Here is a 12114-nt window from a genome sequence, read left to right on the forward strand (position 1 = left end):
CTACCGGAGACATGCGACGGTTCTGTGACATGCGGCCATGTGAGCATCGCGGGGCGGGACTGTCCAGCGGGGAAGCGGGCCGGTGTGATGCAGGGGGCGGGATGGGCGGTCTTGCCCGTCCTACGGATATGCCACGTCGCGGCCGATCAGGTCGGCGGCAAGCTGGCGGGTGACGGGGCGGCCCTGCGCCAGTGCGACGGCGTCGAGCGCCGCCACCAGTTGCCGTGCGGCGGCGAGCGAGCGTTCCATCCGCAGGACCATGTAGGGAATCAGGTTCGGCGGCACCACGATCTGGCGGTCGGAGAAGAGCTTGACCAGCACCGCCGACAGGAGCGCGTCGTCGGGCGCGTCGAGGCGGGTCAGGGGCGCGGCCATCAGGCGGCTGGCAAGGTCGGGCAGCGTCAGCCCCCAGTCGCGCGGGGGTCTGGTGGCGGTGACGAGCAGGGCCGCCCCTTGGGTGACGATGTTGTGCAGGTGGAAGAAGGCGGCCTCGGCCGCGCGGTTGCCGGCGACGGTTTCGGCATCCTCGACCGCGACGGGGCCGGCGGCGGTCAGGCTGGGGATGTCGGCATCGGCCAGCGCTGCGCCGCGCACCAGCGCCGCGCCTGTCTGCTGCGCCCAGATATGGGCGAGGTGGGTCTTGCCGCTGCCCCGCGGCCCCACGACCAGCATCTTGGCACTGGGCCAGGCCTGCCAGCCGTCGATGGCGGCCAGCGCGGGGGCGTTGGCGGGGGAGATGAAGAAATCCTCGCGGCGGAAGGTTTCGGCCACGGGCAGGTCGAAGGCAAGCTGGCGGATCACTCGGCCGCCTCGTCCTCGGGGGGCTGGGCGCGGCCGGCATAGCCTTTGTAGAGCAGGCTTGCATGGTATTGCTGGATGCCGAAGCGGGCGAAGACGCCGATGGCGGCGGCGACGGGGACGGCCACCAGCATCCCCACGAACCCGAAGAGCGAGCCGAAGGCCGAAAGCGCGAAGAGCAGCCAGACGGGGTGCAGGCCCACGGAATTGCCCACCAGTTTCGGCGTCAGGATGTTGCCTTCGAAGAATTGCCCCGCGGCGAAGATGCCCGCGATGATGGCGATCGACACCCAGTCGCCCCAGAACTGGAACAGCGCAAGCCCGATGGCCAGCGCCCCGCCCACCAAGGAGCCTACGTAAGGGATGAAGGTGATCGCGCCCGCGATGGCCCCCACGATCAGGCCGAATTGCAGGCCCGCCAGCATCAGCGCGATGGAATAGAAGGTGCCGAGCAGCAGGCAGACGGACAATTGCCCGCGCACGAAGCCCGCGAGGACCGCGTTGATCTCGTTCCCCAGCCTGCGGATCGTTGGCGCATGGTCGCGGGGCAGGAGGCTGTCGATCTTGGCCACCATGTGGTCCCAGTCGAGCAGCATGTAGAAGGCCACGACCGGCACCACGACGATGAAGATCACCGCCGACACCAGAGACATGGCCGAGGAGATCAGCGTCTCGGCAAGCTGGCCGCCCTTGGCCTGTATCCCCTCGGCGATCTGGGCGAGGGTCTGGCGCATGGTCGAGGTGCTGTCCGAGAGTTCGGGGAAGCGTTCGGTCAGGAAGGTCTGCAGGCGCTGGGCAATCTCGGGGGCGGCGTTGATGAGGCCCGTGAGCTGCTGGATCAGGGTGGGGATGATGGCAAGGATAAGAAGGACCGCGATCAGCAGCGCCACGAGCGAGATGGTGACCGTCGCGCCGACCCGCGACAGTCCGGCCCGTTCCAGCCTGTCGGCCACCGGATCGAGGAAATATGCGATGGCCCCACCGACCAGAAACGGCAGCATGACATTGCCAAGCGCCCAGAGCAGGATGAGGAACACCGCCGAGGCGATCCCCCAGTAGAGAAGCTGTTGCCGGACGGGCAGGGCCATTGTCACGCCTTTCGCTGTGCGGGGAGCATATCACCATTGCCGCGACGCGGCGCAAGGGGATTGGGTCGCAAGGCGTGGCAGGGTGCGGCGCTGTTGCCTGCCCCGCCGCTTCCCGCTAGGAACGTGCCGAACGTTTCACACGAGGCCCGTCCCATGCGTCTGACCCGCTACTTCCTGCCCGTCCTGAAGGAAAACCCTGCCGAGGCGCAGATCGTGTCGCACCGCTACATGCTGCGGGCGGGGATGATCAAGCAGCAGGCGGCGGGGATCTATTCCTGGTTGCCGCTGGGTTATCGCGTGCTGCGCCGGATCGAGGAGATCGTGCATCAGGAGCAGGTGCGGGCGGGGCATATCCCGCTGCTGATGCCCACGCTGCAACCGGCGGACCTGTGGCGGGAGTCGGGGCGGTACGACGATTACGGGCAGGAGATGCTGCGGATCACCGACCGGCAGAAGCGCGAGATGCTCTATGGGCCCACGAACGAGGAGATGATCACCGACATCTTCCGCGCCCATGTGAACAGCTACAAGGACCTGCCGCTGACGCTTTACCATATCCAGTGGAAGTTCCGCGACGAGATGCGGCCGCGTTTCGGCGTGATGCGCGGGCGCGAGTTCCTGATGAAGGACGGGTATAACTTTGACGTGGATCGGGACTCGGCGCTGCATGCCTATAACCGGCACATGGTTTCCTATCTGCGGACCTATGAGCGGATGGGTCTGACCGCCATTCCGATGCGCGCGGCCTCTGGCCCCATCGGGGGGGACAATACGCATGAATTCCTCGTGCTGGCGCAGACGGGCGAGTCCGAGGTGTTCTATGACGACCGCGTGACGGGGCTGAAGCTGGGCGCGCGGGACATCGACTATGACGACCGCGCACAGGTGGCGAAGGTCTGCGAGGAGTTCACCACCCTTTATGCCCGCACCGACGAGACGCATGACGAGGCGGTGTTCGCGGGCGTGCCCGAGGCGCACCGCAAGGTCGGGCGCGGGATCGAGGTCGGGCAGATCTTCTATTTCGGGACCAAGTATTCCGAGTCGATGGGGGCGACGGTCGTCACGGCAGACGGGTCGCGTGTGCCGGTCGAGATGGGGTCGCACGGGATCGGCGTGTCGCGTCTGTTGGGCGCGATCATCGAGGCGAGCCATGACGACAAGGGGATCATCTGGCCCGAGGGTGTGACGCCCTTCCCTGTGGGCATCGTGAACCTCAAGCAGGGCGATGGCGCGGCGGATGCGGCCTGCGAGGGGCTTTACAAGGCGCTGGCCGCGCGGGGGCTGGAGGCGCTGTATGACGACCGCGACGAACGGGCGGGGGCGAAGTTCGCCACGATGGACCTGATCGGCCTGCCGTGGCGGATCACGGTCGGCCCGCGCGGGCTGGCGAATGGCGTGGTGGAAGTCACCTCGCGCCGGACGGGCGAAAGCGAGGAGATGTCGCCCGAGGCGGCGGTGGACCGGATCGCGCAGATCTACGCGGGGCGGTGACCGGCGGACGAATTTTCTGGCGAAAATTCGGGGAAAGGGCTGTGCCCTTTCCCCTTCTTCATGCATGTGCGGGAACCCGTACCCGTTTCCGAGGCTGGCGTGACGTGGCGTCAGGGCACGGGATGTCGCGTTGACCTTTCCGTGCGGCGGCGCATCCTGCCGGATGGAGTTACGGAGATCTCTGAATGTCGCTGCCCGCCGACCATCCACGCCTGAAGAAGCGACCCTTTTCCGCCGGCGAGTTGCTGGCGGACGGGATCGTCCATGCGGTGGCGTTGCTGGCGGGGGTGATCGCCTTTGCGGTGCTGCTGGGCCATGTGCTGGGGCGGGGCGAGGTGGGGCTCTTCGCGGCGCTGGCGGTCTATGCGGCGGGGTATTTCGCCATGTTCGGCTTTTCGCTGGCCTATAACATGGTGCCGAATTCGGCGCTGAAATGGGTGCTGCGGCGGTTCGACCATTCGGCCATCTATGTGATGATCGCAGGCACCTATACGGCAGTGGTGGTGCAGTTCGAGGACTGGCGCTTTGCCGCCGTGCTGGCGGGGGTGGTCTGGTGCGGGGCCATCCTTGGCGCGGTGGTCAAGATCGCGCTGCCGGGGCGCTATGACAGGCTGTCGGTGCTGGCCTATATCGCGCTGGGCTGGGTGGGCGTTGCCGCCGTGGGGCCGGCGCGCGAGGCGCTGCCGGGGGTTTCGCTGTGGCTGCTGGTGCTGGGCGGGGTGACCTATGTGGCGGGGGTGGGGTTCTACCGCTGGCACGGGCTGAAATTCCACAACGCGATCTGGCATCTGTTCGTGGCGGTGGCGGCGGGGCTGCATTTCGCGGCGGTGGCAGTGGCGGTTGCGGGGTGAACCATCCCCGACGCGTCCGTTTCACGGGGGCGTGGCTTGACCTTGGGGGGCGTTGCGGACAAGGTCCGCGCGCATCTGCCCTGCGGGGCGTCTGGACAGGCTGGACATGGCGGTAACTGCCCCCTTCTCGCGCTTTGAATGGATGATCGCGTGGCGCTATCTGCGGGCGCGGCGGGCCGAGGGCGGCGTGTCGGTGATGACATGGATCAGCCTTGTGGGCATCACGCTGGCCGTCTTTGCCCTGATCGCCACGCTGGCCGTCCGCGCGGGGTTTCGCGCGGAATTCGTCGACACGATCCTTGGGGCCAATGCCCATGTGACGGTCTATTCCACGGGCCGCGTGACCGAGAACGGCCAGCTTGTGCGGGGGTTTGACGATTATGACGCGCTGGCCGCGCGGCTGGCAGGGGTCGAAGGCGTCACGCGGGCGGCGCCGCTGATCAAGGGTCAGGTCATGGTCACCGCGGGCGAGGGGTCGACGGGGGCCGAGGTCTTTGGCATCCGCCCCGCCGATCTGGAGGCGATCCCCCGCGTGGGCCGCGGGGCCGAGGCCGAGGGCGATGTGGGCCGCTTTGCCCAAGGGATCGCCATCGGGTCGGGCATCGCGCGCGAATTGGGCGTGGGGCTGGGCGACCGGCTGCGGGTCATCGCGCCTTCGGGGGTCAAGACCGCATTCGGCACCAGCCCGCGGGTCAATGCCTATGAGGTGGTCTATATCTTTACCGCCGGCCGCTATGACATCGACCGCACCCGCATCTACATGCCCTTTGACGAGGCGCAGTCCTATTTCAACAAGGAAGGCCGCGCCGACGAGATCGAGGTGATGGTGGTCGAACCGGAGAAGGTGGACGATCTGGCCCCCGCCCTGCTGGGCGCGGCAGGGCCCGAGGGGATGCTGTGGACATGGCGCGACAGCGCGGGGTCCTTCCTGCGGGCGCTGGATGTGGAGGACAACATCATGTTCGTCATCCTGTCGATCCTCGTGCTGATCGCGTCGATGAACATCATCTCGGGGCTGATCATGCTGGTCAAAAACAAGGGGCGGGACATCGGCATCCTGCGGACCATGGGCCTGACCGAGGGGGCGGTGCTGCGGGTGTTCTTCATCTGCGGGGCTTCGACGGGGCTGGTCGGGACGGCGGCGGGGGTGGTGCTGGGGTGCCTTTTCGCCATCTATATCGACCCGATCTTTTCCTTCGTGAACTACATGGCGGGGGGCGGGGTCTGGGATCCGTCGATCCGCGGCATCTATGCGCTGCCTGCCAAGTTGCAGGTGGGCGATGTGCTGTCGGCGGTGGGGCTGTCGCTGTTCTTGTCCTTTGTCGTCACGCTGTTTCCCGCGCGGCGGGCGGCGCGGATGAACCCTGTGGAGGCGCTGCGCTATGAGTGAGGCGGCGCTGGTTCTGGAGGGGATCGAGAAGGGCTATAACCGCGGCAAGCCGTCCGAGGTGATCGTGCTGCGCGGCGCGACGCTGTCGGTGGCGCGGGGCGAGGTGGTGGCGCTGGTCGCACCCAGCGGGGCGGGGAAGTCGACGCTTTTGCATATCGCGGGGTTGCTGGACACGCCGGATAGGGGCCGTGTGGTCCATGGCGGGCGCGAGATGGGGGGGCTGTCTGACCGCACGCGGACCGAGGCGCGGCGGGCGGAGGTGGGGTTCATCTACCAGTTCCACCACCTGCTGCCGGAGTTTTCCGCCTTGGAAAACATCGTGTTACCCCAGCTTGCCAATGGCGTCGCGCAGCGCGAGGCCGAGGCGCGGGGGCGCGATCTGCTGGGGCGGGTGGGCGTGGCCGCACGGGCGGATCACCGGCCTGCGGCGCTGTCGGGGGGCGAGCAGCAGCGGGTGGCCTTCTGCCGCGCGCTGGCCAATGCGCCGAAGCTGTTGCTGGCGGACGAGCCGACGGGAAATCTGGACCCTGCCACGTCGGAGCAGGTGTTCTCGGCGCTGATGGAACTGGTGCGCGAGACGGGGCTTTCGGCGTTGATCGCCACGCATAATCTGGAGTTGGCGGCGCGGATGGACCGTGTGGTGCGGCTGGATCAGGGGCGGGTGGTCTGAGCGCGCCTTGATGCGGCGTGCGCTTCGTGGTTTGCTGCGCCTTAACCACGTTGAACGGAGGCCCAGATGCAGCGCGTGTTCCTTTATCCCCTTGGCATGGCGGCGCTTTTCGGGCTGGCGGCCTGTGTCCTGCCGCAGGGCGGGGCAGAGCCGCAGACATCGGGCGCGGCGGATTATGCCGCGTTCTGCGCGGGGTGCCACGGGGCTGGCGGGGTCGGTGACGGCGAGATGGCGGCGGGGCTGGCGCAAAAGCCTGCGGACCTGACGGGGCTGTCGGCGCGCAATGGCGGGCTGTTCCCGACGACGCGGGTGATGGCGCAGATCTGGGGCTATACCGGTGGCAAGGAAGGCGATCGGGTCATGCCGCAATTCGCCGCGCTGCTGGACGGGGCGCTGGTGCCCTATGACGGCGGCGACGGGATCGAGACGCCGACGCCGGTGCGGCTGGTCGAGCTGGCGGAGTATCTGAAGGTGCTTCAGAAATAGGACCGACGGTTGTGCAGACGGCTGTGCCGCAAACTGTACATACGCGATTTTCGCACGCATTACGCGGTTAGGCGTAGTTCTGTGCGCTGGCGCAAGGCGCGGGACGGGCAGGATTGCCCATCCCGCAGGGCGTCACTTCACGTAGTCGCGCCAGTTGTGCTGTTCCTTGAACCCCAGAACATCGCGGATCTTGCGGTTGGAGAGCAGGCTTTCGTAAGGCCCCACCTCGCGCGATAGGGGGACGTTGGGGAAGAAGCGGGCGAGGAGTTCGCTGTTCGGCTGCGGGGTGGAGTTGGTGTCGTTGACCGCGTTGAACACCTGAAAGCCGAGGCCCGATTTCGCGAGGCAGAGGTCGACGATCTGGCCCAGATCGCGGGCGTCGATATAGCTGAAGGTGATGCGGCGGCGCAGGCCGGGGTCGTCCTTGAGCGGGGGGAAGACGGTGGCGTATTCGTGGGGTTCGATCACGTTGCCGATGCGTAGCGCGTAGATATCCGCGCCCGAGCGGCGCTGGAAGCTGCGCGCCGTCACCTCGTTCACCTTCTTGGACATGCCGTAGCTGTCCATCGGGTCGATGTCATAGTCCTCGTCCAGGGGCAGCACCTTGGGATCGACCACGCCTTCGGAGAAGCAGACGCCATAGGTCGTCTCGGAGGAGGCGATGACGATCTTGCGGATGCCGAGTTTCACCGCCGCCTCGATCACGTTGTAGGTGCCCATGACGTTGACGCGGTAGGTTTCGGTATCGGCGCACATCATCAGCCGCGGGATGGCGGCGAAATGGACCACGGCGTCGAAGGGTTTCGCGGGGCCGTCGTCCAGCTCGTCATAGCCCGCATGGCCGGACATGACGGAAAACATCTGCCCCGCATCGGTGATGTCAGCGATGAAATCATGCACGCCGGGATGGTTGAGGGGCACGCGGTCCACGTTCACCACGCGGTGGCCCTGCGCGGCCAGATAGGCCACCACATGCTTGCCCGCCTTGCCCGAACCGCCCGTGAACAGAACCCGCATTGCGTCATCCTCCGTTTACCAATGTCGTGCGCCGTGCTTGCGCTTGTCGACAGAACAGTCATCTTTCCGGGCAAAGGCAAGGGTCGCGCCGATGGAAAATCCGGTTCACACCGCTTCGCTGACGGAAATGCGGAACCCCGGCCGGGTTCTGGATGCCGCCGGAGGGCGGCCCGTTGCGATACGCAGGCATGGCGCAACGATCGGATACATCGTGCCGCCGGACCTGCTGGCCTTTCCGGACGAGGATCCGGCGCTGGCGATGCGTCGCTATCTTGCCGGTCAGGCCGATAGGGTGATGGCCGCCGGTTGATCGGCGCGGCGTGGTCTGACCCCCACATCTTGCGCCCGCCCCCCGCGCAATGCTCTAATCGCGGCCCCGAGGGCACCCAAAAAGAATCGAGCACAGCGCATGGCAAACGACCTTCTTTCCGCCGGAGAGCAGTCCTACAACGCGTCCTCCATCGAGGTGCTGGAAGGGCTGGAGCCGGTGCGCAAGCGGCCGGGCATGTATATCGGCGGCACGGATGAACGCGCGCTGCACCATCTGGTGGCGGAAATCCTCGACAACTCGATGGACGAGGCGGTGGCGGGCCATGCCACGCGGATCGAGGTGGAGTTGCACGCCGATTACGCCGTGACGATCCGCGACAACGGGCGGGGCATTCCGATCGACCCGCATCCGAAGTTTCCCGGCAAGTCGGCGCTGGAGGTGATCCTGTGCACGCTGCATGCGGGGGGCAAGTTCGGGGGCGATGCCTATGCGACCTCGGGCGGGTTGCACGGGGTGGGGGCGTCGGTGGTGAATGCGCTGTCCGATCACATGCGGGTCGAAGTGGCGCGCAACCGCGAGCTTTTCGCTCAGGAGTTTTCGCGCGGGATACCGAAGGGGCCGGTGGAGAAGGTGGGGCCCGCACCGAACCGGCGGGGCACGTCCGTGACCTTCCATGCGGATGCCGAGATCTTCGGGTCGCAGACCTTCAAGCCGGCGCGGCTTCTGAAGATGGTGCGGTCGAAGGCCTATCTGTTTTCGGGCGTGGAAATCCGCTGGAAATCCGCGATCAACGATGGCGAGACGCCGCTGGAGGCGGTGTTCCACTTCCCCGGGGGGCTGGCGGATTACCTGTCGGACCAGTTGGCCAAGACATCCACCTATGCCGACCGGCCCTTTGCCGGGAAGGTGAGTTTCACCGAGAAATACAACGTGCCGGGATCGGTGGAATGGGCGATCAACTGGACGCCCGCGCGGGACGGGTTCATCCAGTCCTATTGCAACACGGTGCCGACGCCCGAGGGCGGCACGCATGAGGGCGGGTTCTGGGCGGCGATCCTGAAGGGGATACGGGCCTATGGCGACTTGGTGAAGAACCGCAAGGCCGAGCTGATCACCCGCGACGACCTGATCGCGGGGGGCTGCGCGCTGGTGTCCTGTTTCATCCGCGAGCCGCAATTCGTGGGGCAGACTAAGGACCGTCTGGCCACGGAGGAGGCTGCGAAATGGGTGGAAGGCGCGGTGCGCGACCATTTCGACAACTGGCTGGCGGCGGATACGAAATCGGCGGGGGCGATCCTCGATTTCCTCGTGCTGCGCGCGGAAGAGCGGTTGCGGCGGCGGCAGGAGAAGGAGACGGCGCGGAAATCCGCGACCAAGCGGCTGCGCCTGCCCGGCAAGCTGACCGATTGCACGGCGAAATCGCGCGAGGGGACGGAGCTGTTCATCGTCGAGGGCGACAGCGCGGGCGGGTCGGCCAAGGGGGCGCGGGACCGCGAGACGCAGGCGCTGTTGCCGTTGAAGGGGAAGATCCTGAACGTGCTGGGCGCGGCTTCTGCCAAGCTGCATGACAACAGCGAGATCCGCGACATCTGCGAGGCGCTGGGCGTGGGGATGGGCACGAAGTTCAAGGTCGACGACCTGCGCTATGACAAGATCATCATCATGACCGATGCCGATGTGGACGGCGCGCATATCGCGAGCCTCTTGATGACCTTCTTCTTCACGCAGATGCGGCCGCTGATCGACAAGGGGCATCTCTATCTGGCCTGCCCGCCGCTGTACCGTCTGACGCAGGGGGCGCGGCGGATCTATGTCGCCTCGGACGCCGAGAAGGAGGAGTGGCTGGCCAAGGGTCTGGGCGGCAAGGGCAAGATCGACGTGCAGCGGTTCAAGGGGCTGGGCGAGATGGATGCCAAGGACCTGAAGGACACGACGATGGACCCCAGAAGCCGCAAGCTGATCCGCGTGTCGATCGACGAGGACGCGCCGGGCGAGACGGGCGATCTGGTGGAACGCCTGATGGGCAAGAAGCCGGAGCTGCGGTTCCAATACATCCAGGAGAACGCTCGGTTTGTGGAGGAGTTGGATGTGTGAGGTCTGCCGACATTCAGTCCACATGACGGCGGAGCCGCCATTTCTTTGTGGTTTCATCCTGTTCCACCACGCCCTCACGTTCCATCATGGCCAGAATGGTGCGTGAGATATGGCCTTCATGGTCCACGTGCCCGGAATAGATGCCGAGGGTCCGTCCGAGTTCTGCGTTCTTCATTCCTTCTGCCGGACCATGCAGCAGGACTGTACGAACAGAGGCTTTTAAGGAAGCCATCGCGGATTGTGCTAGTGCATAAGCAGCGTCAAAGCGTTCATTACTCACAAGTGTTCTCCTGGTTTCGGCACTATCTCCCTAGTTGATACGTTGACGGTGCCTTGCGCAATGGGCGAACCCCTGTCTCGCGATTGATCGGGAGTTCCGCTAGCAGCCATCGCAACAGTGGGTAGAGAGGCCCCGGGTCAAGCCCGGGGCGGGGTTTCCCTTAACCCCACCTTAACTCTCCCCATCCCACACTCCCCACCCGAACCCATAAGCCATTGACACATACGCCAATGGCGCATACTTCACGGTGAAGGCATGTTGGTGACGGTGGTGGAGACTTCGGAATTCCTGCGGCAGGCAAAGGCGGTGATCAGCGAGGAGGAGCGCATTGCCCTTGTCAGCATCCTTCCCGCCGATCCGGAGGCGGGCGTCGCTCTCGGCGGTGGTCTGAGGAAGCTTCGCGTTGCGCGGGGAGGTGGTGGAAAGAGCGGGGGCTTTCGTTCGATCCACTTTTACGCGCCGGGTCGGGGGCTGCCGGTGTTCCTGCTCTCGGTCTTTGCCAAGTCCGGCAAGGCCAACCTGACCCCGGCGGAACAGGCGTTGATGCAGATGGCGGGCGAACGCATCGCCCGGACCTACGGAGGCAGGAATGAGCGAAGCATTTGACAGCATCATGCGCGGCCTGAAGGAAGCAGAGGCCTATCTGAAGGGCCAGACCGAAGGCAGCGTCACCCACCATATCGACGTTCCCGCCCCCGATGTCCGCGCGATCCGGGCGAGTACCGGTCTCAGTCAGGCGGAGTTTGCCCGCTCCATCGGGGTGAGCAAGGGCACGCTGCTGAATTGGGAGCAGGCGCGGCGCAGGCCGGACGGGCCGGCGCGTGTGCTGCTGGCGCTGATCGCGAAGGACCCGGGAATCGTGCAGCGGATGCTGGGGTAGGGGGGGGCGGATGGGCGCTGTCGCCCATCCTGCGCCTCATGCCGGTTCGGCCATGCGGCCGGCCCACATCCGCTGAAACGCCGGTCGGGCCTGTGCGGTGGTGAGCCAGCGGTGCACCTCGGGGAATTCGGCGAGCAGGCCGGGGTGGCCCTGTGCGTAGCGGACACATTCGGCAACCGTGATGTCGGCCACGGTGAAGCGGTCGCCCAGAAGCCAGTCGCGGCCCCGCAGATGCGCGTTCAGGCGGGCGAGGGGGCGGCGGAGTTTCTCGGCCGCGACGGCGGTGATGCCTTCGCCCATGGCGACCTGCGGTGCCTGCAGGATTTCCAGCGCGGGGGTTTCGATGGCGGTGGCGGCGAGCAGCATCCACTGGTCGATCAGCGCCGAGTCCGCGTCCGTCTGCGGGCCGAGCGGGCCGCCGTAGCGCCGCGCGAGGTAGGTGGCGATGCCGAGACTTTCGGTCAGCGTCAGGTCGCCGTCGGTCATGGCGGGGATCTGGCCCTGCGGGTTGATCTTGAGAAACTCCGCGCTGGTCGTGTTGAGGGGCGCGTCGGGGGCCTTGGGATCGGGCAGGCGGTAGGCCTGGATCACGGGCACATGGGTGAAGGGCGTGCCGGATTCGAACAGCACCCAGAGCGGGCGCGAGGCGCGGGAGCGGTAGACGCCGTAGAGCGTGATCATCGGTTGGACCTTTGGCAGCGAGTGTCGGGGCCGAGGGTAGCGTGGCCCCCGTGCAAGGCAAACGGGTTTCGCGCGGCGGATTGACGGGGATCAAGGCGGGGCGGGGCGATCCGTGGC

The 12114-nt window shown here is 66.3% G+C and carries 14 protein-coding genes; 9 read left to right on the forward strand and 5 right to left on the reverse strand.

What is annotated here, in order from left to right:
* Positions 1–120 precede the first annotated feature (120 nt).
* Together GU927_RS03495 and GU927_RS03500 are read right to left on the reverse strand one after the other, a co-directional pair.
* Positions 121–801, reverse strand: a complete 681-nt coding sequence (locus GU927_RS03495) for a DnaA/Hda family protein (protein ID WP_161760968.1) — start codon at positions 799–801, stop codon at positions 121–123.
* The gene (locus tag GU927_RS03500; protein ID WP_161760969.1) at positions 798–1886 is read right to left on the reverse strand and encodes an AI-2E family transporter; all 1089 of its coding nucleotides are present in this window, start codon (positions 1884–1886) and stop codon (positions 798–800) included. The genes GU927_RS03495 and GU927_RS03500 overlap by 4 nt, the downstream gene beginning before the upstream one ends.
* Positions 1887–2039: 153 nt before the next feature.
* Between GU927_RS03500 and proS the strand changes: the two genes are divergently transcribed.
* From proS to GU927_RS03525, 5 genes are all read left to right on the forward strand, one after another.
* Positions 2040–3377 (forward strand): proline--tRNA ligase, encoded by a 1338-nt coding sequence (gene proS, locus GU927_RS03505; RefSeq protein WP_161760970.1) that lies wholly within the window; start codon positions 2040–2042, stop codon positions 3375–3377.
* 185 nt (positions 3378–3562) lie between these two features.
* A complete protein-coding gene (trhA, locus tag GU927_RS03510) occupies positions 3563–4228 on the forward strand; it encodes a PAQR family membrane homeostasis protein TrhA (RefSeq protein WP_161760971.1) in 666 nt (221 codons plus the stop codon).
* Between the two features lie 106 nt (positions 4229–4334).
* Positions 4335–5618: a lipoprotein-releasing ABC transporter permease subunit gene (locus tag GU927_RS03515; protein WP_161760972.1), complete on the forward strand. Its 1284-nt coding sequence runs from the start codon at positions 4335–4337 to the stop codon at positions 5616–5618.
* A complete protein-coding gene (locus GU927_RS03520; RefSeq protein WP_161760973.1) occupies positions 5611–6288 on the forward strand; it encodes an ABC transporter ATP-binding protein in 678 nt (225 codons plus the stop codon). The genes GU927_RS03515 and GU927_RS03520 overlap by 8 nt, the downstream gene beginning before the upstream one ends.
* Positions 6289–6354: 66 nt before the next feature.
* Positions 6355–6774: a c-type cytochrome gene (locus tag GU927_RS03525; RefSeq protein ID WP_161760974.1), complete on the forward strand. Its 420-nt coding sequence runs from the start codon at positions 6355–6357 to the stop codon at positions 6772–6774.
* A 132-nt stretch (positions 6775–6906) separates the two neighbouring features.
* On the opposite strand, the gene GU927_RS03530 is transcribed toward GU927_RS03525, so the two are convergent.
* On the reverse strand, positions 6907–7791 hold the full coding sequence (locus GU927_RS03530) for an NAD-dependent epimerase/dehydratase family protein (protein ID WP_161760975.1): 885 nt from the start codon (positions 7789–7791) through the stop codon (positions 6907–6909).
* 91 nt (positions 7792–7882) lie between these two features.
* Between GU927_RS03530 and GU927_RS03535 the strand changes: the two genes are divergently transcribed.
* On the forward strand, positions 7883–8101 hold the full coding sequence (locus GU927_RS03535) for a hypothetical protein (protein ID WP_161760976.1): 219 nt from the start codon (positions 7883–7885) through the stop codon (positions 8099–8101).
* 99 nt (positions 8102–8200) lie between these two features.
* Positions 8201–10156: a DNA topoisomerase IV subunit B gene (gene parE / locus GU927_RS03540; RefSeq protein ID WP_161760977.1), complete on the forward strand. Its 1956-nt coding sequence runs from the start codon at positions 8201–8203 to the stop codon at positions 10154–10156.
* A gap of 13 nt (positions 10157–10169) precedes the next feature.
* On the opposite strand, the gene GU927_RS03545 is transcribed toward parE, so the two are convergent.
* Positions 10170–10436, reverse strand: coding sequence for a hypothetical protein (locus GU927_RS03545; RefSeq protein WP_161760978.1), 267 nt, complete (start codon positions 10434–10436; stop codon positions 10170–10172).
* Positions 10437–10691: 255 nt separating this feature from the next.
* Here GU927_RS03545 and GU927_RS03550 point away from each other — a divergent pair, with 255 nt between their 5' ends.
* On the forward strand, positions 10692–11042 hold the full coding sequence (locus GU927_RS03550; protein WP_161760979.1) for a type II toxin-antitoxin system RelE/ParE family toxin: 351 nt from the start codon (positions 10692–10694) through the stop codon (positions 11040–11042).
* Positions 11026–11316, forward strand: coding sequence for a helix-turn-helix domain-containing protein (locus GU927_RS03555; protein ID WP_161760980.1), 291 nt, complete (start codon positions 11026–11028; stop codon positions 11314–11316). The genes GU927_RS03550 and GU927_RS03555 overlap by 17 nt, the downstream gene beginning before the upstream one ends.
* 36 nt (positions 11317–11352) lie before the next feature.
* Here GU927_RS03555 and GU927_RS03560 read toward each other — a convergent pair whose 3' ends face one another.
* Positions 11353–11997: a glutathione S-transferase family protein gene (locus GU927_RS03560; protein WP_161760981.1), complete on the reverse strand. Its 645-nt coding sequence runs from the start codon at positions 11995–11997 to the stop codon at positions 11353–11355.
* Positions 11998–12114: the final 117 nt, after the last annotated feature.

This window comes from Paragemmobacter amnigenus, assembly GCF_009908265.2.
Classification (GTDB): Bacteria; Pseudomonadota; Alphaproteobacteria; order Rhodobacterales; family Rhodobacteraceae; genus Paragemmobacter; species Paragemmobacter amnigenus.

Bases quoted from the DNA above. Each gene is read 5' to 3' on its own strand.
- GU927_RS03500 (WP_161760969.1), bottom strand. From the start codon at position 1,886: ATGGCCCTGCCCGTCCGGCAACAGCTTCTCTACTGGGGGATCGCCTCG.
- proS (WP_161760970.1), top strand. From the start codon at position 2,040: ATGCGTCTGACCCGCTACTTCCTGCCCGTCCTGAAGGAAAACCCTGCC.
- trhA (WP_161760971.1), top strand. From the start codon at position 3,563: ATGTCGCTGCCCGCCGACCATCCACGCCTGAAGAAGCGACCCTTTTCC.
- GU927_RS03515 (WP_161760972.1), top strand. From the start codon at position 4,335: ATGGCGGTAACTGCCCCCTTCTCGCGCTTTGAATGGATGATCGCGTGG.
- GU927_RS03520 (WP_161760973.1), top strand. From the start codon at position 5,611: ATGAGTGAGGCGGCGCTGGTTCTGGAGGGGATCGAGAAGGGCTATAAC.
- GU927_RS03525 (WP_161760974.1), top strand. From the start codon at position 6,355: ATGCAGCGCGTGTTCCTTTATCCCCTTGGCATGGCGGCGCTTTTCGGG.
- GU927_RS03530 (WP_161760975.1), bottom strand. From the start codon at position 7,791: ATGCGGGTTCTGTTCACGGGCGGTTCGGGCAAGGCGGGCAAGCATGTG.
- GU927_RS03535 (WP_161760976.1), top strand. From the start codon at position 7,883: ATGGAAAATCCGGTTCACACCGCTTCGCTGACGGAAATGCGGAACCCC.
- parE (WP_161760977.1), top strand. From the start codon at position 8,201: ATGGCAAACGACCTTCTTTCCGCCGGAGAGCAGTCCTACAACGCGTCC.
- GU927_RS03550 (WP_161760979.1), top strand. From the start codon at position 10,692: ATGTTGGTGACGGTGGTGGAGACTTCGGAATTCCTGCGGCAGGCAAAG.
- GU927_RS03555 (WP_161760980.1), top strand. From the start codon at position 11,026: ATGAGCGAAGCATTTGACAGCATCATGCGCGGCCTGAAGGAAGCAGAG.
- GU927_RS03560 (WP_161760981.1), bottom strand. From the start codon at position 11,997: ATGATCACGCTCTACGGCGTCTACCGCTCCCGCGCCTCGCGCCCGCTC.